Here is a 22,729-nt window from a genome sequence, read left to right as displayed (position 1 = left end):
TGCGTCGCGCGCACACGCGTAGGGGTGTGCGCGTGCGGCGGCTCACAGGGACGATGCCATGTGATCGTCTTCCGCACCAGGGTGGGCCACCCATAGTCCGGCGGCTGACAATGTGGCGACACCACGGGTGAACGGAAGTTGAACGGAGCACACAGGTCGTCGGCCGAATGGCAGGGTGAGCCGCATGGACGGCAATGACCTGGTGCGCTCGGTGAAGGCGGTCGGCTCGGTGCAGGGGCGGCGGGCGGTCCGCTCGGCGCTGCGACGCCGCCGGGCGGACGCCCAGGGGCTGCCGCCGCGCGGTCCCGAGCGGGCCCGGGTGCCGGGCCAGGTGCAGGATGCGGAGCCCCGGCCGGGCGGCGGGGTGGTGCGGTTCGCGCGCTCCGAGCTTGAGGTGCGGGTGGCGGCGGGCGGCGCCGTGTTCTGGGGCTGGGACGGCGCCGGGCCCGAACCCTCGTACGCGCTCGTGGGGCCGCCGCCCGAGCCCGATGCCCGCGCGGTCCTGGAGCCGGACACGGACGGCGGCTGGCGGGTGGTCTCCGAGCGGGTGATGGTGGCGGTCTCCCGGCACGGGGCCGTGGAGGTCCGCACCCCCGGCGGGGTGGTGCTGCGCCGTGAGCTGCCGCCCCGGTGGTGGGACCCGGTCGGCGGTGGTCCGGCGCGCTGGGCGCAGCGCTACGAAGTCGCCGCGGACGCGCGCGTGTTCGGGCTGGGCGGGCGCGCCGACGGCCCCCGGCTGCGCGACGGGTCGTACCGCCTGTGGAACACCGATCCGCGCGGCGGCTTCGCGCCCGGTGACGACCCGCTGTACATCACCATGCCGGTGCAGCTGGTGGTCGCCGACGCCGGGACCCATCTGGCGTTCTACGACAACACCTGGGACGGCCGGGTCCAGTTGCGCGAGGGCGAGGAGGGGCTGGGTTCCGGGCACGACCGGCTCGGCACCGGTGAGGTGCGCATGGAGGGCGGGCCGCTGCGCTGCTGGGTGGTCGTCGGCACCCCCGCGCGCGTGCTCCAGGGCTGGACGGCCCTCACGGGCGCGCCCGCGCTGCCGCCGTCCTGGGCGCTCGGCCCGCAGCACGCCCGCTGGGGCTTCGGCAGCGAGGCCGAGGTCCGGCGGATCGTGGCCGGGTACCGCGAGCGCGACCTGCCCCTGTCGGCGCTGCATCTCGACATCGACCACTACGACGCGCACCAGGTGTTCACGGTCGACCGCGAGAACTTCCCCGAACTGCCGCGCCTGGCCAAGGACCTCGCCGAGGACGGCGTACGGCTGGTGTCGATCGTGGACCCGGCGGTGAAGGCGGAGCGCGGCAACGCGGTGTACGAGAGCGGTCTCGCGGCCGGGGCCTTCGTGAAGGACGCGCGCGGGCAGGAGGTGCGGGGGGTGGTGTGGCCGGGCGAGTGCGCCTTTCCCGACTTCACGGATCCCCGCGCCCGCAAATGGTGGGGCGGGCTCTACCAGGAGCGGCTCGACCAGGGCTTCGCCGGGGTGTGGCACGACATGAACGAGCCGACGTCGTTCGCGCCGTTCGGCGACACGACGCTGCCCCGTTCGGCCCGGCACGCCCTGGAGGGCGGGGGCGGCGACCACCGCGAGGCGCACAACGTGTACGGCCTCACCATGGCGCGGGCCGGCTACGAGGGGCTGCGCGGGCTGCGCCCCGACGAGCGGCCCTTCCTATTCAGCCGCTCCGGCTGGGCGGGGATGCAGCGCTACGGCGGCACCTGGTCCGGCGATGTGACCACGGGCTGGCCGGGGCTGCGGGCCTCGCTCTCGCTGGTCCTCGGACTCGGGCTGTGCGGCGTGCCGTACTCGGGACCGGACGTGGGCGGGTTCACCGGGAGCCCGTCGCCCGAGCTGTATCTGCGCTGGTTCCAGCTGGCGGCCCGGCTGCCGTTCTTCCGTACGCACTCGGCGATCTCGGCGGGACGCCGGGAGCCGTGGGAGTTCGGTCCGCAGGTCCTGGAGCACGCGCGCGTGGCGCTCGCCGAACGGGAGCGGCTGCGCCCGTACTTCATGACGCTGGCGCAGCTGGCCCGGCTGACCGGGGCTCCCTACGCCCGGCCGGTGTGGTGGGGCACGCCGGGCGACCGGGCGCTGCGGGACTGCGAGGACGCCTTCCTGCTGGGCGACGCGTTGCTGGTGGCACCGGTGTTGGAGCGGGGCATGGACCGGCGGGCGGTGCGGCTGCCGCGCGGCCGCTGGTACGACACGGCGACCGAGGAGCCCTACGAAGGCCCCTGCCAGGTGCTCCTCGACGCGCCGCTCTCCCGTATCCCCGTGCTCGCCCGGGCGGGTTCGGTGATCCCGGTGTGCGGCGCGGGCGGTGCGGTGGAGCTGGAGGTCTGGGCGCCGGCGGCCGGGCGCACCGGCGGCGGCATCGTCGTACGGGACGCGGGCGACGGCTGGGCGCAGCCGGTGGTGGAGCGTTTCACCACCCGGGCGGCGGGCGACCGGGTGGTGGTGGAGCGGATCGCGGACGGGCGCGCTACGCGGGATCTTGGCTATGCGGTACGGGTGCGCGGCCGTACGCGCTGAGCGGGTGGCGGCCCTCGAACCACGCCCGTACGGCCTGGGTGTGCAGCGGGAACGCGAGCTCCGCGGGCTCGTGCAGCACCTGGCGGCCGAAGGTCTCCTCGGTCGGCACGTCCGGCGGGAGACCGGCCGCGTCCCGTACCGGCAGCAGGCCGAAGAGGAGGACGTGGTGCGGGGAGCTGAGCGCGTCGGCGAGGCGGACATCGGCGGCGGACGCTTCGATTCCGGTCTCTTCGCGGAGCTCGCGGACGACCGCGTCCTGCCACAGTTCGCCGTCGTCCACGAAGCCACCGGGCAGGGCGAGTTCGCCGATGTGGGGCGCTATCGCGCGCGTGATGACGACAAGCCCCGTACCGCGCGCGTCCGTCACGGGTTGCAGGGCCAGGGCGACCGGCAGCGGGTTGCGGTACGCGGTGTCGCCGCAGGCCGCGCAGGTGCGGGGCCAGGCGGCGGACAGTACGGGATACGGCGAGCCGCACGCGGCGCAGTGCGAGTCCCTGACAGGCTGTTTCGAGGTCCCGGTCACGCGCGGACTGTAACCGATGACCTCACGCTCGGACGGATGGCCTCATGCGCGGGCTCTGACGACGGCCACGCGCGCGTGCCGCGACCGACACTCTTCGGCCATAGATCACATTGCCCCAACTCCCCCTTTCTTCCCTCCCATTGACTGCTGAATGGTGTGCGCATGACACTTCGTACGACCGTGCGCGGCCTGGTCGCCGCTGCCGTCGCCCTGCTCGCCGTGACCGTCCCGGCGCCGATCTCGTACGCGACACCCGAACCCAAGGCGCCCGCCGAGTTCGTGGCACTGGCCACCGTCGACCCGACGATCATCCAGGAGCTGCGGTACATCACCCCGCACAACTTCGTGGGCGAACCGATCAACGGCTACCGCCAGCCGGTGTGCATCCTGACCCGCGCGGCGGCGCGGGCGCTGCACCGGGCGCAGCTGAAGCTGCTCACCGAGGGCTACTCCCTGAAGGTGTACGACTGCTACCGGCCGCAGCGGGCCGTCGACCAGTTCGTCAGCTGGGCCAAGGATCTCGACGACCACAAGATGAAGGCCGAGTTCTATCCCCTTGTCGACAAGTCGCGACTGTTCGACGACGGGTACATCGCGGCCAAGTCCGGGCACAGCAGGGGCAGTTCGGTGGACCTCACGGTCGTCAGGCTGCCCGCGTGGCCGACGCCGCCGTACCGTCCCGGTCAGCCGCTCGTGCCGTGCTTCGCGCCGAAGGGCGAGCGGTTCCCCGACAACTCGCTCGACATGGGCACCGGCTTCGACTGCTTCGACACCCTCTCGCACACCGACGACCCGCGCATCCAGGGCGTCCAGCGCGCCAACCGCCAGTTCCTGAAGGGCGTGCTCCAGGCCCAGGGGTTCGTGGGCATTCCCCAGGAGTGGTGGCACTTCACCTTCCAGCCGGAGCCGTTCCCGGACACGTACTTCAACTTCCCCGTGGCGTGGCGCTCGGTGGCCGGCCACCACTGAGCGGGGCCGGTCGGCGACAGCCCCTCCCGGAGTGCGGCCACCCGTGCCACACTTCTGACGTTCCGTCAGATACAAGTATCGGGAGGGGCCTTGACGCGCACACGCACACCCGCAGTGGCGGGCTGGTTCACCGAGGTGCGGGACGAGGCGCGGGATCAGGAGTTCCGGTTGCTCGGCACCCGGTGCTCCGCCTGCGCCTCGGTGTTCTTCCCGCCCGAGGACGTCCTGTGCCGCAACCCCGCCTGTTCCGGCGGCGAGCTGACCCAGGTGCCGCTCTCGCCGCGCGGACGCGTCTGGTCGTACACCGACGGCCGCTACCGGCCGCCCGCGCCCTACGCGTCCGACCCCGAGGCCCCCTGGCAGCCGTACACCCTGGTCGCCGTGGAGCTGGCGGCCGAGCGCATGGTCGTCCTCGGACAGGCCGTGCCGGGCGTCACCCCCGCCGATCTCGCGGTGGGGATGGAGGTCGAGGTGGTGCCGGGCGTGCTCAATGAGGACGCCGACACCACCTGGACCACCTGGCACTGGCGGCCCGTGGAGGCGGCGAAATGAGCGGCGCAGCACAGGACATCGCGGTCATCGGGGCCGGAATGCACCCCTGGGGCAAGTGGGGCCGCTCCTTCGTCGAGTACGGGACGGTCGCCGCCCGGGCCGCGCTCGCGGACGCCGGACTCGGCTGGACGGACATCCAGTCCGTGGTCGGCGCGGACACCGTGCGCGGCGGCTACCCCGGGTATGTGGCGGGCGCGACCTTCGCGCGGGCGCTCGGCTGGCAGGGCGCGCGCGTGACGAGCGTGTACGCGGCCTGTGCGTCCGGGGCGCAGGCGATCAACGCGGCCCGCGCGCAGATCCTCGCGGGCATGGCCGAGGTGGTCCTGGTCGTCGGGGCGGACGCCGCGCCCAAAGGTTTCTTCGCCCCGGCCGGAGGCGACCGGCCGGACGACCCGGACTGGCAGCGCTTCCGCGTCCTGGGCGCCACCAACCCGGCGTACTTCGGGCTCTACGCCCGCCGACGCATGGCCCTGCACGGCGACACGCTCGACGACTTCGCGCAGGTCAAGGTGAAGAACGCGGCGGCGGGCGCGCTCAACCCGTACGCCCGTTTCCGTAAAGCCGTCACCGTCGAGGAGGTCGCCGCCTCGGCCGTGGTCGCCGATCCGCTGCGGCTGCTCGACATCTGCGCCACCTCCGACGGGGCGGCCGCGCTGGTGCTGTGCAGCATGGCCTACGCGCGCGTGCACGGGGTCAAGGATCCGGTCCGGATCCGGGCCGTCTCCACGGTCACCCCCACCTACCCGAACACCGTGCTCGACCTGCCCGACATCGCCACCGACTCGGCCGTCGCGGTGGACCCCTCGCCGAACTCCTTCCGCGCCTCCATCGCGCGCGCCGCCTACGAGGAGGCGGGCGTCGGGCCCGAGGACCTGTCGCTCGCGGAGGTGTACGACCTGTCCACCGCCCTGGAGCTGGAGTGGTACGAGGATCTGGGGCTGTGCGGCGCCGGTGAGGGCGCGAAGCTGGTACGGGAGGGTGCGACCGCGCTCGGCGGTCGCGTTCCGGTCAATGTGAGCGGGGGGCTCGCATCGTTCGGCGAGGCGGTGCCCGCGCAGGCCATCGCGCAGGTCTGCGAGCTCACCCGGCAGCTGCGCGGCACGGCGGGCGAGCGGCAGATCGAGGGGGCGCGGACCGGGATCACCGCCAACCAGGGCCTGTTCGGGCACGGCTCGTCGGTGATCGCGGTGCGCTGAGCGGGCGGGCCCGCAGCCCGTACCGGAGCGGGCCGCGCCCCGACCGCCCGCGCCGTCCGCCGTGTACCCCAACACCCGTTGCTGTCGGCCACCTTGACGCTCCATCACGGCCGGTGAACACTTCCCGTTGTCTCTCGGCATCGCCGCTCCGCGGCTCCCGGCCGCGCCGTCGTACGCGGTCGCCGGGCCACTCCCCCACGGGCGATTCCGCCGGACGAGCACGCTCGTCACGGAAGCCGGGCGGGGGCCCGTACCCCGCCCCCGGCTTCGTGGCCATGGGAGAGCACGCACCCTGCACGGCGGACCGGGGTCCTGCCCCGGGCGAGGGCATAGGAGCAGCCATGAGCGACCCGGACATCGTTCTCGGTGGCGGCTGCTGTTGCGGCATTTCGACCCAGGAGTAGCCATGACGGACAAGTTCGTCGCAGCGATCGACCAGGGCACCACGTCGAGCCGCTGCATCATCTTCGACCAGGCGGGCGCCATCGTCGCCGTCGACCAGCGCGAGCACCGGCAGATCTTCCCCAAGCCCGGCTGGGTCGAGCACGACGCCACCGAGATCTGGTCCAAGGTGCAGGCCGTCGTGGCGGGCGCGCTCGCCAAGGCCGGGATGCGGGCGGAACAGCTCAGCGCGCTGGGCATCACCAACCAGCGCGAGACGACCGTGCTGTGGGACCGGGCGACCGGCAAGCCGGTGCACAACGCGATCGTCTGGCAGGACACCCGGACCTCCGCGCTCTGCGAGCGACTGGGCGGCACGGACGGCCAGGACCGTTTCCGTGACACCACCGGACTGCCGCTGGCCAGTTACTTCTCCGGTCCCAAGGCGGCCTGGCTGCTGGACAACGTGCCCGGTCTGCGGGCCCGCGCCGAGCGCGGCGAGATCGCGTTCGGCACCATCGACTCCTGGCTGATCTGGAATCTGACCGGCGGCACGGACGGCGGGGTGCACGTCACCGATGTCACCAACGCCTCGCGGACCCTGCTGATGGACCTGGAATCGCTCCAGTGGGACGCCTCGATCCTGGCGGCGATGAACGTGCCGGAGGTCATGCTTCCGCAGATCAGGTCGTCGGCCGAGGTGTACGGAACGGCCGTCGGGCAGCTTGCCGGAGTGCCGGTGGCGTCCGCGCTCGGCGACCAGCAGGCAGCGGTCTTCGGGCAGGCCTGCTACGACACGGGCACGGCCAAGAACACGTACGGGACCGGCAGTTTCCTGCTGCTCAACACCGGCAACCGGCCCGTGCCCTCCAAGAACGGGCTCATCACCACGGTCGGCTACAAGATCGGCGAACAGGCCCCGGTCTACTGCCTCGAAGGCTCGATCGCGATCACCGGAGCGCTGGTCCAGTGGTTCCGGGACCAGCTCGGCATCATCCGCAGCGCCGCCGAGATCGAGACCCTGGCGGCGAGCGTCGACGACAACGGCGGCGCGTACATCGTGCCCGCCTTCTCCGGCCTGTACGCGCCCTATTGGCGCTCCGACGCGCGCGGGGTCATCACGGGCCTGACCCGCTACGTCACCAAGGCGCATCTGGCCCGCGCGGTCCTGGAGGCCACCAGCTGGCAGACGCGCGAGGTGGTGGACGCGATGTACCAGGACTCCGGGGTGCGCATCACCACGCTCAAGGTCGACGGCGGTATGACGGTCAACCGGCTGCTGATGCAGCATCAGGCGGATGTGCTCGGCGTACCGGTGATCCGGCCGAAGGTGTCCGAGACGACCTGCCTCGGCGCCGCCTACGCGGCCGGGCTCGCCACCGGCGTCTGGTCCGACCTCGACGAGCTCAAGGCGCACTGGCAGCAGGACGTCCAGTGGGTGCCCGCCCTGGATCCGGAGCTGCGCGAGCGCGAGTACGACAACTGGCGCAAGGCCGTGGAGCGCAGCCTCGGCTGGCACGAGGAGGACACCGAATAACCGCCCCGTACCAGCGGAATAACCCCTCCCACAAGGCGCACGGCCCGTACCCCAGTCGGTGGGGGCACGGGCCGTGTCTCACCCGGCGTACGCGAGGAACCGCATCAGATCGGGACCGGGCGGCGCCGCCGCTCCGAGTGGACCATCGCGTGCTCGACGACCGCGACCAGGACGTCCTTGACGGCCTCGCGGTCGCGCGCGTCCGTCATCATCAGCGGAACGTCGGGGTCCAGGTCGAGCGCGGAGCGGACCGCGTCGGCGGGGTAACGGGCGGCGTCGTCGAAGCAGTTGACGGCGACCGTGAACGGCAGCTGACGCCGCTCGAAGTAGTCGATCGCGGCGAAGCTGTCCTCCAGACGCCGGGTGTCCGCGAGGACGACGGCGCCCAGGGCGCCCTGCGCCAGCTCGTCCCACAGGAACCAGAAGCGGTCCTGGCCGGGTGTGCCGAACAAATAGAGGACCAGGTCCTCGCGGAGCGTGATGCGCCCGAAGTCCATCGCCACGGTGGTGGTGCTCTTGGCCTCCACACCCTCGACGTCGTCGACGGGCCGCCCGGCCTCGCTGAGCCGCTCCTCGGTGCGCAGCGGCCGGATCTCGCTGACCGCGCCCACCAGAGTGGTCTTGCCGACGCCGAAGCCGCCCGCCACCAGGATCTTGAGCGTCACCGGATCGACGGGCCGCTTTCTGCGGCTAGAGCGCCCGAAGGCCATTGATCACCTCGCGGAGAAGGGACTCGTCCGGCAGCTCGGCCGGCGGGACGGGTCGGGAGACGTGCACCAGCTGGTCCTGGACGAGATCGCCGACCAGGACGCGTACGACCCCCACGGGGAGGTCGAGTCCGGCGGCGAGCTCGGCGATGGACTGCGGGGTGCCGACGCAGCGTTCGACGATCTCGACGTGCTCGGGCGACAGCGAATGGTCGCGCCGGGGGTCGTCGGCGGCCGGTTCCGGCACCACCACCGCGATCAGATCGAGGCGGTGCTGCCCGGCGCTGCTGGTCCGGCCGCGGGTCATCGCGTAGGGACGCACCACCGGTCCGGCGTCGTCGTCGAACCAGTGGTGCGGCGCGGGCGGCGACTGCTGGGGCAGCCGGTCGGGCTGCTGCGGGTCCGCACCCCGCTGGTCTGCTTCGCTCATGCCGTCCCGCTCACCCGGCGGTGGGCAGGCCGGTCCGTGGTGCCGTGGTGAGGTGGACCCCTACGCGCTTGACCATCAGGGTCATCTCGTACGCCACCTGGCCGACGTCGGAGTCGGCGTCGGAGAGAACGGCCAGACAACTGCCGTCGCCCGCCGCCGTGACGAAGAGGAACGCCTCGTCGAGCTCCACGACGGTCTGGCGGACCGAGCCCACCTCGAAGTGGCGGCCGACGCCCTTGGCCAGGCTGTGGAACCCGGAGGCGACGGCCGCCATGTGCTCGCCGTCCTCGCGCGTCAGATCCCGCGAGGTGCCGGTGGGCAGGCCGTCGCTGGAGAGCACGAGCGCCTTGCGGATGGAGCCGACCCGGTCGACCAACTCGTCAAGCAGCCAGTTGAGCTCCCCGGCGCCCTTCCCCATGGCGTCGTGTGCTGCGGACTTCGGTGCGGTCATCGACCGTCCCCCTCCGGTGTGTTACGTCGTACTGAGTCGCCGCGGGCCGTCTCGGGCCCGTCGGCTGTGGTCTCCGCGCCGGTCAACGCGTTCTGCCGACGCCCGCGCTGCCAGCCGCGCTGCATCGACGCCATACGGTTGCGCACTTGTTCCGCATCGCGCTCGGGCTGCGGTGGAGCACCCGGGTCGCTCCGCCCGGGCCGGGCCGCGGGAGCGGCGGAGGTCTCTTTCAGCTGGGGTGCCAGGCTGGCCTGCCGCACCCGCCGGGGCAGGGCGTCGCCCGCGGGCGGGGCCGGGTCGGGGGCCGGGCGCCGCAGCGGCCCGGGCGCGGGCGCCGGCATCAGACCGCTGGCCCGCAGCGCGTCCGCGCGCCCCTGCCCCGGCACCAGACCGGTCGGGCGTACGGGCTCGGCCGCCGGGGCGGGATGGGCCCGGCCGTCCTGGTCGTCGACCCGGCGCCCGTGGTCGCTGACCAGGGTCGGCGCGGGCGGACGGCGGCGCGGCAGCGGGACCGGGCCGTCGGGACGGGGCGCGGCGCTCTCGTCGGCGCTCTGGTCATGCTGCTGGTGCTGCTCGTACGGCTGGTGGGCAGCGTCGGCCGACAGGCGGCGCGGGGCGCCGAGGAGGCCGGTGTGCGCGTGGGCGTCGGTCTCCAACGGGTCGACCGGCGCCTCCAGTTCGACCGGCCCGTCGAGCACCGCGCGGTCGGGCACGCCCGCCGGCAGCGGGGAGAGCGCGCGCGGCCCGCCGTCCCGCTCGCGGCGTCCGGAGCCGTTGCCACCGGCCGCCTTGCGGTCGAGGCGGAAGCCGGTGCCGTTGGTGTCGGGCGCGTCGGTGAGCAGGGCCGCCGGAATGAACACGACCGCCGTGGTGCCGCCGTACGGGGACTGCTGGAGCGATACGCGCACGTTCTGGCGCTGGGCGAGCCGGCTGACCACGAACAGGCCGAGCCGGTCGGTGTCGGAGAGCTCGAACTCGGGGGTCTCGGCGAGCCGCAGATTGGCGTCGAGGAGCGCTTCGGGGGCCATGCCGAGGCCCCGGTCGTGGATCTCCAGGGTGAAGCCGTTGGCGACCCGCTCGCCGTGCACCTGGACGGCGGTGTGCGGGGGCGAGAACACCGTGGCGTTCTCCAGGAGTTCGGCCACCAGGTGGGTGAGGTCGGCGACGGCCGGGCCGCCCACCCCGAGCCGGGGCAGCCTGCGGACCTCGATGCGCTCGTAGTCCTCGACCTCGGCGACCGCCGCCCGCACCACGTCCATCAGCTGGACGGGCTTGCGCCACTGGCGGGAGGGGGCGGCGCCGGAGAGGATCACCAGGCCCTCGGCGTGGCGGCGCATACGGGTGGTCAGATGGTCGAGCCGGAACAGGTCGGCGAGCTCGTCGGTGTCCTCGGTGCGGCGCTCCATGGTGTCCAGGAGCGTGAGCTGGCGGTGGAGCAGGACCTGGTTGCGGCGGGCGAGGTTGACGAAGACCTCGGCGACCCCGCGCCGCATGTCGGCCTGTTTGACGGCGGCTTCGACGGCGGCGCGCTGAAGGGTGTTGAGGGCCTGGCCGACCTGGCCGACCTCGTCCTTCTCGTAGTCGAGGCGCGGCGCCTCGGTCTCGACGTCGACCTGTTCCCCGGCGGCGAGGCGGCGCATCACGCTCGGCAGGCGCACCCCGGACACCTCGTGCGCCTCCTTGCGGAGCCGGGTGAGGTCGCGGACCAGCTCGCGGCCGATGCGTACGGAGAGGAAGAGCGAGAAGACCAGGGCGAGGAAGCCGAGGACGCCCGCGACGCCCGCCTTGATCAGGACGTTGAAGGCGACCGGGTGGACGCGGTCGCGGTAGCGGTCGTCGGCGTCCGAGACGGCCTTGGTGAGCCGGGTGAGCATCGGGGTGGCGATCGCCTGCCAGCGGCCCAGGTCGACCCGCGGGTTCTTGGTGGGGCCCGCGGTGATGATGCTCTGCTCCGCGGCGACCAACTGCTCGGCTCCGGCGTCGTGCCACAGCCGTACGAAGATGTCGTTCTCGCCCGCGGGCAGGTTCTCCAGGCTGGTCTCGTACAGAAGCGTGCGGTTGGCCACCAGGTTGACCACCTGGCGCAGTTCGTTCCAGGTGAACTGGGGCGACCCGGCCAGCGAGGAGGCGACCAGAGCGTCCTCGCGCGCCACCATCTCGCGCGCCCGGGCCAGGCCCACGACCGCGCGGCCCTGCTTGTCCATGTCCACGTTCTCCAGCGCGTGGAGATTGGTCAGGAAGGTGTAGCAGGGGTCGATGACGCTGCTGTAGGCGTCCAACGCCTGGGCGCGGTTGACGGTTCCCCGGTCGACCGACTGGCGCAGCGCGCCGATGCCGTCGAACTCCTCGATCACGGTCTTCAGCCGCGCCTTGGCGGCGGACCGCAGATCGCCGCGCACCTGGGAGTCGTTGGCGGCGGAACGAATCTTCTCGACGGCGGCGTCGGTGTCACGGCGGCGGCTCTGCAGCGCGGCGAGCGCGTCCGAGGCGCGCTGGTCGGCCAGGTACACCATCGTCTGACGGCGCTCCTGCTGGATGACCTGGACCGTGTCCTCCATCGGGGAGCCGACCTTGTCCACGATGTACGAGACGTTCAGCAGCTCGTTGGCCTCGCGGCCGGTGATGTAGGTGGTGAATCCCCACAGGGCGGTGAGGGAGACGAGCGGCACCAGCAGCAACGCCACGATCTTCCTGCGGATGGACTTCCCGCGAAAGCGCATGGCCTCCCCCAGATCAACCGTCAACAAACGGCGCGAGCCTACTACTGCCACACAGACAACTCGAAGGCACGTCCGGACGATTTTCGGCCGCCCTCACAGGAGTTGATCACGGGTTGTCCAGCTATTCCGTGAGATGACCTACCCGCTGTGGCCGAAGACGCCCGCCCCGCCCGTACTTCGCCCACCTGCCCGGATGGCTGGAATTATGCGTTCCAGGCAAATCCGGGGAATCTTCCGGGAGTTCCGTTCGTCCTTCTGTGCGGGGGTTGTTACGGGGATGTTCGGACCCGCGCGCAATCGGTAGGCATCCGAGGCGCCGGGGGTGGGGAGATGAGTATCCATGGGCACTGAAGGCATGAGTGCGGATGGTAGGTGGGCGGGTGTTGATGAGCCGGCGCCTCTGTGGGTGGAGGAGCCCGCGATCCGGCCGCGCCTGCCCGACCCGATCAGGACCGCCGCCGTACGTGCGGTACTGATCGTCGCGGTCACCCTGATCCAGGCCGTGATCGCGTTCCTGTGCACGCTGGCCGACTCCTGGCTGGCCTTCCCGATGGTCCTGAGCAGCGTGGCGAGCACGGTGGTGGCGACCTGGGCGGTCCTGGACGTCTGGGTCACCCGCCAGGTGTGGAACCAGCGCAACGGCGTGGTGTCGGTGCCGAGCAGCACCGCGCGCCAACTGCGCCGTGAGCGCCGCCGGGTGCGGCGCACCACCCGGGCCGCCGAGCGCGGCAGGACCGGACGAATAGGCCGACGCGAGACGGGCGGGCTGTCCCGGGCATAGGCACGTCTCACACTGCCTGACACCCCATCACCACACCTTCAAGCCAAAGGAGTTCGCATGCCGCAAAGCGCCCTGGCGCGCGACTGATCCGACCCTCTTGACGCTCCTGAGAGGCGTCCCCAGGATGTCTCACACCGCGCAACCGGGCAGTACAGCGCAACAGGAGGGTGAGGCCGTGTCCCAGGAGGTCCGCACCACCTCGGCACCCGACCCGGGCCGTGCGCGCGTGGTCGTCATCGGCGCCGGAATCGTGGGGTGTGCGCTCGCCGACGAGCTCACCGCGCGGGGCTGGTCGCACGTCACCGTACTGGAGCAGGGTCCGCTGCCCGCGCCGGGCGGCTCCACCTCGCACGCGCCCGGTCTGGTCTTCCAGACCAACGCGTCGAAGACGATGACGGAGTTCGCCGCGTACACGGTGCGCACCTTCCGTGACCTCGACGTGGCGGGCGAGCCCTGTTTCCGGCCGGTGGGCGGTCTGGAGGTCGCCACCACACCGGAGCGCTGGGCCGATCTGCACCGCAAGGTGGGGCTCGCCGCCTCCTGGGGTGTACGGGGCGAACTGCTCACCACACGCCAGTGCGCGGCGCTGTGGCCGCTGCTCGCCGAGGACAAGGTGCTGGGCGGCTTCCACACGCCCGACGACGGTCTCGCCGACGCGGTGCTCGCCTCCCGGGCATTGCAGGCGCGCGCGGCCGCCCGGGGTGCGCGGTTCCTGGAACGGCACACCGTCACGGGTATCGAGCGGGTCGACGGCCGGGTGACCGGCGTCGTCACCGACCGGGGCACGTTCCCGGCCGATCTCGTCGTCTCGGCGGCCGGGTTCTGGGGGCCGGTGATCGGGCGGCTCGCCGGGGTGGCCGTGCCGCTGCTGCCGCTCGCCCATCAGTACGCGACCACGTCCGTGCTGCCCGCCCTCGGCGCACGGTCCGCCGCCGCGCTGCCGATCCTGCGCCATCAGGACCGGGACCTGTACTTCCGTACGCATGTGGACGCGGAGGGCGTGCGGCTGGGGATCGGCTCGTATGCCCATCGGCCGCTGCCGGTCGATCCGTTCACGGTGCCGGCGTACGACGACGCGCCCGTGATGCCGTCGTCGCTCGCGTTCACGCCGGACGACTTCGCGCCGAGTTGGGCGGACGCGGCGGCGCTGTTGCCGGGCCTTGCCCAGGGTGCGGTGGCGGACGGGTTCAACGGGGTCTTCTCGTTCACGCCGGACGGGATGCCCCTGCTCGGCGAGGCGCGGGAGTTGGGCGGGTTCTGGCTGGCGGAGGCGGTGTGGGTGACGCACTCGGCGGGGGTGGCGCGGGCCGTCGCCGAGTGGATGACGCACGGACGGCCGGGCATCGATGTGCATGCGTGCGACATCCGGCGCTTCGAGGACGTCCAGCTCACCCCGGGCTACGTGGAGGAACGCGCGGCCCGCAGTTTCGTCGAGGTGTACGACGTCATCCATCCGCTCCAGCCGATCCACCGCCCGCGCCCGCTGCGGACCAGCCCCTTCCATCCGCGCCAGCAGGAGCTCGGGGCGTACTTCCTCGAAGGCGGCGGCTGGGAGCGGCCGCACTGGTACGAGACGAACGCGCCGTTGGTCGACGGGTTGGACATACCCGTGCGCGACGCCTGGTCGGCGCGGTACTGGTCGCCGATCGCGGCGGCCGAGGCGAAGGCGACGCGCGAGCGGGTCGCGCTGTACGACATGACGCCGCTGCGGCGCCTGGAGGTGACGGGTCCCGGCGCGCTCGCCTTCCTCCAGCGGATGACCACCAACCAGCTGGACCGCAAGCCGGGTTCGGTGACGTACACACTGCTGCTCGATGAGGCGGCCGGTATCCGCTCCGATCTGACCGTGGCGCGCCTGGCCCCGGACCGCTTCCAGATCGGCGCCAACTCCCCCGCCGACGCCGACTGGCTGCGCGAGCACGCGCCCGACTCGGTCACCGTCCGGGACATCACCTCGGGCACCTGCTGCATCGGCGTCTGGGGCCCGCTCGCCCGGGAGTTGGTCCAGCCGCTGACCAGGGACGACTTCTCGCACACCGCCTTCGGCTACTTCCGTGCGAAGGAGACTGTGATCGGGCATGTCCCGGTCACCGCGCTGCGGCTGAGCTACGTCGGCGAGCTCGGCTGGGAGCTGTACACCGGCGCCGATCTGGGGCTTCGGCTGTGGGACACGCTCTGGGAGGCGGGGCAGCGGCTCGATGTGATCGCGGCGGGCCGCAGCGCCTTCGAGTCGCTGCGCCTTGAGAAGGGCTACCGCGCCTGGGGCCGCGACATGACGGCCGAGCACACTCCGTACGAGGCGGGGCTCGGCTTCGCGGTGCGGCCCGGCAAGGGCGGGTTCATCGGACGGGACGCGCTGGGCGAGCCCGGTCGGGTGCGGCGCAGGCTCACCTGTCTGACCCTCGACTCCCGCTCGGCGGTGGTCCTCGGCAGCGAGCCCGTGCTCGTCGACGGCGCGCCCGCCGGATATGTGACCAGCGCCGCCTACGGCTACACGATCGGCCGGTGCGTCGCCTACGCCTGGCTGCCCGTGCTCGCGCCGGGCACCCCGGTCCACATCGAGTACTTCGGCGAGAAGGTCGCGGCGACCGTCGCCGAAGAGCCGCTGTTCGACCCGCGGATGGCCCACCTCATGCGATGACGGGCGTCATGGGGTGGGCCCGGCCGGTATCGACCCTCCGGGAGGAAACATGGCTCCGACGTACGACGTGATCGTTCTCGGCCTCGGCGGCATGGGCTCGGCCGCCGCCCATCAACTCGCCGCGCGCGGGGTGCGCGTGCTTGGTCTGGAGCGGTTCGGGCCGGTCCATGCGCATGGCTCCAGCCACGGCGGTTCGCGGATCACCCGGCAGTCCTACTTCGAGGACCCGGCGTATGTCCCGCTGCTGTTGCGGGCGTACGAGCTGTACGAGCGGCTTGAGCGGGACACCGGGCGCGAGATCGCGCTGCTGTGCGGCGGGATGATGGTGGGCCGCCCCGAGTGCCGTACGGTCGCGGGTGCGCTGCGCTCGGCCCGCCGGTGGGACCTGCCGCACGAGATGCTGGACGCCCGCGAGATCCGGCGCCGTTTCCCGACGATGAACCCGGCAGACGACGAGGTCGCGCTCTACGAGGCACGGGCCGGGCTGCTGCGGCCGGAGAACACGGTGGGCGCCCACCTCCAACTCGCCGCCAAGGCGGGCGCCGAGCTGCGTTTCGAGGAGCCGGTGACCCGCTGGGAGGAGCTGCCGGGCGGCCGGGGCGTGCGGGTGCACACGGCCGAGAACACCTACACGGGCGGCCAGTTGGTCATCTGCCCGGGCGCCTGGGCACCGGATCTGCTGAGCGATCTGGGGGTGCCGATCACGGTCGAGCGGCAGGTCACGTACTGGTTCGGGCCCGAGGGCGGCGTCGAGCCGTTCCTGCCGGACCGGCATCCGGTCTTCATCTGGGAGGACGCGGACGGGGTCCAGGTGTATGGATTCCCGGCCGTCGACGGGGCGGACGGCGGGGTCAAGGTCGCGTTCTTCCGCAAGGGCGGCGTGCCCTGTACGCCCGGGACCATCGACCGTACGGTCTCGGCGGCCGAGGTCGAGGCGATGGCCGCAGCGATGCGCCGGGTGACACCCTCGCTGCCGGAAACGTTCCTGCGGGCCGTGACCTGCATGTACTCCACCACCCCGGACGAGCACTTCGTCATCGCGCGGCACCCCGCGCACCCGGAGACGGTCACGGTGGCCTGCGGATTCTCCGGCCATGGTTTCAAGTTCGTGCCCGTGGTCGGCGAGATCGCCGCCGACCTGGCGCTCGACGGCACCACACCCCATCCCATCGAGCTCTTCGACCCGCGCAGGTTCGGCGGCGAAGGACAGGCGCATGCGGGCTCGGCCCAGCCTCGGTCGAGAGGAGCCGCGCGATGACCTCCGAGGCCACCGAGATCGGCCCCAGCCTGCTGCGGACCCTGCCCGGCCGCTACTACTGCGACCCCGTCGTCTTCGCCCGCGAGCAGGAGCACGTCTTCGAGTCGCTGTGGTTCTGCGCGGTGCGCGCGGCCGAGCTGGAGCGGCCGGGAGCCTTCCGCACGGTCCAGGTGGGCCGCGAGAGCGTCCTGGTGGTGCGCACCCGGCAGGGCGCGCTGCGGGCGTTCCTCAATGTGTGCCGCCACCGGGGCGCCCGGGTGTGCGTCGAGGAGAGCGGCACGGTGCGGCGCACCTTCCAGTGCCCTTATCACGCGTGGACGTACGACCTCGATGGCCGCCTCGTCGCGGCGCCGAATCTGGTGCGGATGCCGGACGTGGACCGCGAGGAGCGCGGACTGCTGCGGGTCGCGCTGCGCGAATGGCTCGGTTACGCATGGGTGTGCCTGGCCGAGGAGCCGCCGTCGTTCGAGGACACGGTGATCGGCGCGGCCACCGAGCGCCTGGGCGATCCGGAGGCCGTGGAGCGCTACCGGACCGGCGAACTGGCGCTCGGCCGCCGGATCTCGTACGACGTACGCGCCAACTGGAAGCTGATCGTCGAGAACTTCATGGAGTGCTACCACTGCGCGACCATCCACCCCGAACTCACCCATGTGCTGCCGGAGTTCGCGAAGGGGTTCGCCGCGCAGTACTACGTGGGCCACGGCGCCGAGTTCGCGCGGGGTGCCGAAGGTTTCACCGTCGACGGCAGCGCGGGTTTCGGTCGCCTGTCCGGCCTCGTGGACGCACAGGACCGCCGTTACTACGCGATCACCGTGAAACCGCAGGTCTTCGTGAATCTGGTGCCCGACCATGTGATCGTCCTGCGGATGTTCCCGGCCGCCGTCGACCACACAGTGATCGAATGTGACTGGCTGTATGCACCGGAGGTCGTCGCGTCCGGCGCCGACGTCTCCCGGTCCGTCGAGCTGTTCCACCGCGTCAACGCCCAGGACTTCGCGGCGTGCGAGCGCACCCAGCCCGCCATGGACTCCCGGGCCTACCGGCACGGCGGCGTCCTGGTCCCCAGCGAGCACCACATCCGCGCCTTCCACGACTGGGTCCTGGGGCGCCTGGGTCCCGAAGCGGACGGGCCCTGAAGCGGAACGCATGCTTCCTGACCTGCACCGTTCCTGAACTGTCGGAATCGTCACATGTCTGAAGTGTGAATCCCTGGGTAGCGGCGCAACTGTCCGTGATCGGAAGTCAAGGAGCGTCATGCCTGAACTGTTCATCGGCGGCCGGTGGAGTGCCGCCGTCGACGGGGAGACCCGCGAGATCCGCTGTCCTGCGGACGGATCGCCGGTCGCCGTCGTCGACGAGGGTGGTCCCAAGGACGCGGCGGCCGCGGTGCTCGCCGCCCGCGAGGCCTTCGACCAGGGTCCCTGGCCCCGGTCGGCGGTCGCCGAGCGGGCCGCGCTGCTGCTGCGCGTCGCCGATCTCATCGAGCGCGACGCGGCCGCACTGGCCCGCGCGGAGTCGCTGGACACCGGCAAGCGGCTGGTCGAGTCGGAGTACGACATGGCCGACATCGCCAACTGCTTCCGCCACTTCGGCACGCTGGTCGCCTCGCAGGACCCCGGCCGGGTCGTCGACACCGGCAACCCGGAGACCGACAGCCGTACGGTCGTCGAGCCGGTCGGGGTCTGTGCGCTGATCACGCCGTGGAACTACCCGCTGCTGCAGACCGCGTGGAAGGTCGCGCCCGCCATCGGCGCGGGCAACACCTTCGTCCTCAAGCCCAGTGAGCTCACCCCGCACACCGCGATCATGCTGATGCGGCTGCTCACCGAGGCCGGACTGCCGGACGGCGTGGGCAATCTCGTCCTCGGCACCGGCCCCGCGGTCGGCGCGCCCCTCACCGAGGACGAGCGTGTGGACCTGGTGTCGTTCACCGGCGGACTCGCCACCGGGCGCCGTGTGATGGCGTCGGCGGCGGCCACCGTGAAGCGGACCGCGCTCGAACTCGGCGGCAAGAACCCCAACATCGTCTTCGCCGACGCCGACTTCGAGGCGGCCGTCGACTACGCCCTGACCGCGGTGTTCCTGCACTCCGGGCAGGTCTGCTCGGCGGGCGCGCGGCTCCTGGTCGAGGACTCGCTGCACGACCGCTTCGTCGACGAAGTGGTGCGCCGGGCGCGGGAGATCCCGCTGGGCGGCCCCTTCGACGAGCACGCCAGGACCGGCCCGCTGATCTCGGCAGGCCATCTGGCCAAGGTCGAGGCGTATGTGGCGGCCGGGATCGCCGAGGGCGCGGTACTGCGCTGCGGCGGCACGCGCCCGGACGACCCGGCGCTGGCCAACGGCCATTACTACCTGCCGACCGTCCTGGACGAGTGCACGGCCGCGATGTCCGTCGTACGCGACGAGTCGTTCGGGCCGGTGCTCACCGTGGAGCGGTTCCGCGACGAGGACGAGGCCCTTCGGCTGGCCAACGACACGATCTACGGGCTGGCCGGCGCCGTGTGGACGAGCGACGAGGCACGCGCGCGACGCGTCGCGGCCCGGCTGCGCGCGGGCACGGTGTGGATCAACGACTTCCACCCGTACGTCCCCCAGGCCGAGTGGGGCGGGATGAAGCAGTCCGGTACCGGGCGTGAGCTCGGACTCGCCGGGCTCGCCGAGTACCAGGAGATCAAGCACATCTGGCGCAACACCGATCCGCGCCCGCAGCGCTGGTTCGAGTGAACGGCCCCCGCCCCGGCGGCCGTTGGACCCACTCGCCGGAACCCCACCCTCCCCTGCCCTCCCCTCTACGCGACCCTGTACGAGGAGTGATCCCCCGTGACCGCTACCACACCCCCGCCCCCGTCCCCCTCCCCAGCCCCGGCGGGCGCCGACGCGGATGACGCCGCGCTCGCCGAACTCGGGTACAAGCCGGGCCTCAAGCGCACCCTCGGCAACTTCCACACCTTCGCCGCCGGGATCAGCTACATCTCGATCCTGACCGGCACGTTCCAGATGTTCTACTTCGGCGTCAGCCTCGGCGGACCCGCGTACTGGTGGTCCTGGCCGATGGTGTTCATCGGCCAGCTCATGGTGGCGCTCTGCTTCTGCGAGCTCGCCGCCCGCTATCCGGTGGCCGGTTCCGTCTACAACTGGGCCAAGAACCTGGGCGGTCCCCATGTCGGCTGGCTGGCCGGCTGGATGATGACGCTGGCGAGCATGGTCTCGCTGGCGGCCGTCGCCCTGGCGCTTCAGCTGACGCTGCCTCAGATCTCGTCGTGGTTCCAGTTCGTGGGCGACGGCAGCGGCAAGTACGACGCGGCCGCCAACGCCGTCGTGCTCGCCTGTGTGCTGATCCTCTTCACCACGCTGGTCAACGCCTTCGGCGTCAAGCTGATGGCCCGGATCAACACGGCGGGCGTCTTCATCGAGCTGGTCGCCGCGGTGATCCTGGTGATCCTGCTGGCCGCGCACATCACCCGGGGCCCGAGCGCCATCGTGGAGACGCACGGCATCGGGGCCGGCCAGAACCTGGGTTACTTCGGCGCGTTCCTCACCGCCTCGCTCGCCTCCGCGTACGTCATGTACGGCTTCGACACCGCCTCCTCGCTCGGCGAGGAAGCGCTCGACCCGAGCCGCAACGCACCGCGCGCCATCCTGCGGGCCCTGATCGCCTCGTTCGTCATCGGCGGTCTGATCCTGCTCTGCGCACTGCTCGCCACCCCCGACCTGAGCGCGCCGGAACTGTCCGTCGACGGGCTCCAGTACGTGGTCCTGAGCACGCTGGGCCACACCATGGGCCAGGCGCTGCTGTGGTGCGTGGTGATCGCGGTCGTCGTCTGCGAGCTCGCCGTGCACACTGCGGGCATCCGGCTGATGTTCGCGATGGCCCGCGACAACAACCTGCCCGGCGGCAGCCGGCTCGCCAAGATCAGCCCGCGCTTCCAGACCCCGATCGCGCCCGCCGTGGTCTGCGGTCTCGTCGCCATCGCGATCCTGCTGGTCAACATCAAGCAGCCGCAGATCTTCTCGGTGGTCACCAGCATCGCGATCATCATGATCTACATCGCGTATCTGCTGGTCACCATGCCCATGCTGGTGCGCCGGCTGCGCGGTACCTGGCAGCCCGCACCTGGGCGCTTCTCGCTCGGCCGCTTCGGGCTCCCGGTCAACATCCTCGCGGTCCTGTGGGGCCTGGGCATGACCGTCAACCTGCTGTGGCCGCGCGCCGCCGTCTACAACGCGGCGGCCCCGTACCACTGGTATCTGCGCTGGGGCGGGGTGCTGTTCGTCAGCGCCGTCACCGTGGGCGGCTTCGCCTACTACTGGTTCGTCCAGCGCCACCGTACGGGCGTCCTCGCCGACCACGCCGCCGAGCAGCAGAACACCGATCCCTCCAGCACCACCGGCAACACCGCCGCCGCCACCGGCTGAACGTCACAAGGAGCAGAACACTCATGAACGAGGCCAACACGGTCAACGCCATCGAGAACACCGACGAGTTCGACTATGTGGTCGTGGGCGGCGGCACGGCGGGAAACGTTGTCGCGGCCCGGCTCAGCGAGGACCCGTCGGTGACCGTCTGCGTCCTGGAGGCCGGTCCCTCCGACGTCGGCGACGACAACGTCCTGCGCCTGGAGCGCTGGATGGGACTGCTTGAGTCCGGTTACGACTGGGACTACCCGGTCGAGCCGCAGGAGCGCGGCAACAGCATGATGCGCCACGCGCGCGCCAAGGTGCTCGGCGGCTGCTCCTCGCACAACTCCTGCATAGCCTTCTGGGCACCCGCCGAGGACCTGAACGGCTGGGCGCAGGCGGGCTGTACGGGCTGGGGCGCCGAGGAGACGTTCCCGCTCTACCAGCGCCTGGAGAACAACGACGCGCCCGGCGAGCACCACGGCCGCAGCGGCCCGGTGAAGCTGCGCACCATCAAGGGCGAGGACCCGTGCGGCAGCGCGCTGCTCGACGCCTGCGCGCAGAACGGCATCCCCACCACGCCGTTCAACTCCGGCCGTACGGTGATCCGGGGCGCCAACTGGTTCCAGATCAACTCGGACGAGAACAACATCCGCCAGTCGTCCTCGGTCGCCTATCTCCACCCCATCCTCGGCAAGCGCCCCAACCTGGTGGTACGCACCGGGATCCGGGCCAAGAAGCTGGTGATCGGCGAGGACATGCGCTGCACCGGCGTCGAGTACCTGGACCCGGACCTGGTGCACACCCGTACCGTCTCCGCGCGGCGCGAGGTCGTCGTCAGCTGCGGCTCGATCGACACCCCCAAGCTGCTGATGCTCTCCGGCATCGGCCCGGCCGACCATCTGCGCGAAGTGGGCGTGCACACCCTGGTGCACTCCCCCGGCGTCGGCGAGAACCTTCAGGACCACCCCGAGGGCGTGATCATGTGGGACGCGAAGCGGCCCATGCCGACCCGCTCCAACCAGTGGTGGGAGATCGGGATCTTCGCGGACACCGAGCCGGGTCTGGACCGGCCGGACCTGATGTTCCACTACGGCTCGGTGCCGTTCGACATGAACACGGCCCGCCACGGCTACCCGACCAGCGAGAACGCGTTCTGCCTCACCCCCAACGTCACCCGCGCCAAGTCGCGCGGCACGGTCCGGCTGCGCACCCGCGACTACCGCGACAAGCCGATGGTCGACCCACGCTACTTCACCCATGAGCACGATGTACGGGTGATGACGTACGGGCTGAAGCTCGCCCGCGAGATCGCGGCGCAGCCCGCGCTCGCGGACTGGGCGGGCGCGGAGCTGGCGCCCGGCCCGGACGTGCGCACCGACGACGAGCTCTTCGAGTACATCTGCACCACGCACAACACCGTCTACCACCCGGCGTGCACGGTGAAGATGGGCGCCGACGACGACGCCATGGCGCCCCTGGACGCCCGGCTGCGCGTCAAGGGTGTACGCGGACTGCGCGTCGCCGACGGTTCGGTGATGCCGGAGCTGGTCACCGTCAACCCGTGCATCACGACGATGATGATCGGCGAGAAGTGCGCCGACATGATCAAGGCGGACGCCAGCTAAGAGGGATGGGGG

The 22,729-nt window shown here is 71.7% G+C and carries 17 protein-coding genes; 12 read left to right on the top strand and 5 right to left on the bottom strand.

Going from position 1 to position 22,729, the window contains the following annotated elements; genetic code table 11:
* Window positions 1–184 precede the first annotated feature (184 nt).
* Window positions 185–2,542 carry a glycoside hydrolase family 31 protein gene (locus ACT1U9_RS27075; protein ID WP_444535225.1) on the top strand — a complete coding sequence of 786 codons (2,358 nt, stop codon included), beginning with the start codon at window positions 185–187 and terminating at the stop codon, window positions 2,540–2,542.
* On the opposite strand, the gene ACT1U9_RS27070 is transcribed toward ACT1U9_RS27075, so the two are convergent.
* Window positions 2,493–3,065 (bottom strand): NUDIX domain-containing protein, encoded by a 573-nt coding sequence (locus tag ACT1U9_RS27070; RefSeq protein ID WP_444535224.1) that lies wholly within the window; start codon window positions 3,063–3,065, stop codon window positions 2,493–2,495. The genes ACT1U9_RS27075 and ACT1U9_RS27070 overlap by 50 nt on opposite strands.
* 162 nt (window positions 3,066–3,227) lie before the next feature.
* Between ACT1U9_RS27070 and ACT1U9_RS27065 the strand changes: the two genes are divergently transcribed.
* The 4 genes from ACT1U9_RS27065 to glpK all read left to right on the top strand — a co-directional run bounded on the left by ACT1U9_RS27065 (window position 3,228) and on the right by glpK (window position 7,700).
* The gene (locus tag ACT1U9_RS27065; RefSeq protein WP_444535223.1) at window positions 3,228–4,034 is read left to right on the top strand and encodes a M15 family metallopeptidase; all 807 of its coding nucleotides are present in this window, start codon (window positions 3,228–3,230) and stop codon (window positions 4,032–4,034) included.
* Window positions 4,035–4,124: 90 nt separating this feature from the next.
* Entirely contained in the window at window positions 4,125–4,586 is a 462-nt protein-coding gene (locus ACT1U9_RS27060) for a Zn-ribbon domain-containing OB-fold protein (RefSeq protein WP_444535222.1), read from the top strand.
* Window positions 4,583–5,782 carry a lipid-transfer protein gene (locus tag ACT1U9_RS27055; protein ID WP_444535221.1) on the top strand — a complete coding sequence of 400 codons (1,200 nt, stop codon included), beginning with the start codon at window positions 4,583–4,585 and terminating at the stop codon, window positions 5,780–5,782. Before ACT1U9_RS27060 ends, ACT1U9_RS27055 begins: the two co-directional genes overlap by 4 nt.
* 406 nt (window positions 5,783–6,188) lie before the next feature.
* Window positions 6,189–7,700: a glycerol kinase GlpK gene (glpK, locus tag ACT1U9_RS27050; RefSeq protein WP_444535220.1), complete on the top strand. Its 1,512-nt coding sequence runs from the start codon at window positions 6,189–6,191 to the stop codon at window positions 7,698–7,700.
* Window positions 7,701–7,804: 104 nt separating this feature from the next.
* Here glpK and ACT1U9_RS27045 read toward each other — a convergent pair whose 3' ends face one another.
* The 4 genes from ACT1U9_RS27045 to ACT1U9_RS27030 are packed head-to-tail and all read right to left on the bottom strand — an operon-like array spanning window position 7,805 to window position 12,008.
* Window positions 7,805–8,410 (bottom strand): GTP-binding protein, encoded by a 606-nt coding sequence (locus ACT1U9_RS27045; RefSeq protein WP_444535219.1) that lies wholly within the window; start codon window positions 8,408–8,410, stop codon window positions 7,805–7,807.
* The gene (locus tag ACT1U9_RS27040; protein ID WP_444535218.1) at window positions 8,391–8,837 is read right to left on the bottom strand and encodes a DUF742 domain-containing protein; all 447 of its coding nucleotides are present in this window, start codon (window positions 8,835–8,837) and stop codon (window positions 8,391–8,393) included. The genes ACT1U9_RS27045 and ACT1U9_RS27040 overlap by 20 nt, the downstream gene beginning before the upstream one ends.
* Before the next feature lie 10 nt (window positions 8,838–8,847).
* Window positions 8,848–9,288 (bottom strand): roadblock/LC7 domain-containing protein, encoded by a 441-nt coding sequence (locus ACT1U9_RS27035; RefSeq protein ID WP_444535217.1) that lies wholly within the window; start codon window positions 9,286–9,288, stop codon window positions 8,848–8,850.
* Complete coding sequence (locus ACT1U9_RS27030) at window positions 9,285–12,008, bottom strand: nitrate- and nitrite sensing domain-containing protein (protein ID WP_444535216.1); 2,724 nt, start codon at window positions 12,006–12,008, stop codon at window positions 9,285–9,287. Before ACT1U9_RS27030 ends, ACT1U9_RS27035 begins: the two co-directional genes overlap by 4 nt.
* 340 nt (window positions 12,009–12,348) lie before the next feature.
* Between ACT1U9_RS27030 and ACT1U9_RS27025 the strand changes: the two genes are divergently transcribed.
* From ACT1U9_RS27025 to ACT1U9_RS26995, 7 genes are all read left to right on the top strand, one after another.
* Entirely contained in the window at window positions 12,349–12,789 is a 441-nt protein-coding gene (locus ACT1U9_RS27025) for a hypothetical protein (protein ID WP_444535215.1), read from the top strand.
* 175 nt (window positions 12,790–12,964) lie between these two features.
* Window positions 12,965–15,430 (top strand): GcvT family protein, encoded by a 2,466-nt coding sequence (locus ACT1U9_RS27020; protein ID WP_444535214.1) that lies wholly within the window; start codon window positions 12,965–12,967, stop codon window positions 15,428–15,430.
* A gap of 49 nt (window positions 15,431–15,479) precedes the next feature.
* On the top strand, window positions 15,480–16,688 hold the full coding sequence (gene solA, locus ACT1U9_RS27015; RefSeq protein ID WP_444535213.1) for an N-methyl-L-tryptophan oxidase: 1,209 nt from the start codon (window positions 15,480–15,482) through the stop codon (window positions 16,686–16,688).
* Window positions 16,685–17,827, top strand: a complete 1,143-nt coding sequence (locus tag ACT1U9_RS27010; protein WP_444535212.1) for an aromatic ring-hydroxylating oxygenase subunit alpha — start codon at window positions 16,685–16,687, stop codon at window positions 17,825–17,827. The genes solA and ACT1U9_RS27010 overlap by 4 nt, the downstream gene beginning before the upstream one ends.
* 118 nt (window positions 17,828–17,945) lie before the next feature.
* On the top strand, window positions 17,946–19,415 hold the full coding sequence (locus ACT1U9_RS27005) for an aldehyde dehydrogenase family protein (RefSeq protein WP_444535211.1): 1,470 nt from the start codon (window positions 17,946–17,948) through the stop codon (window positions 19,413–19,415).
* Window positions 19,416–19,511: 96 nt separating this feature from the next.
* The gene (locus tag ACT1U9_RS27000; protein ID WP_444535210.1) at window positions 19,512–21,107 is read left to right on the top strand and encodes an APC family permease; all 1,596 of its coding nucleotides are present in this window, start codon (window positions 19,512–19,514) and stop codon (window positions 21,105–21,107) included.
* Between the two features lie 23 nt (window positions 21,108–21,130).
* Entirely contained in the window at window positions 21,131–22,717 is a 1,587-nt protein-coding gene (locus tag ACT1U9_RS26995) for a GMC family oxidoreductase (RefSeq protein ID WP_444535209.1), read from the top strand.
* The last annotated feature ends 12 nt before the right edge of the window (window positions 22,718–22,729 follow it).

Source organism: Streptomyces sp. BR1 (assembly GCF_052373795.1).
Taxonomy (GTDB): domain Bacteria; phylum Actinomycetota; class Actinomycetes; order Streptomycetales; family Streptomycetaceae; genus Streptomyces.
This window is presented reverse-complemented; position numbering and strand designations above follow the sequence as displayed.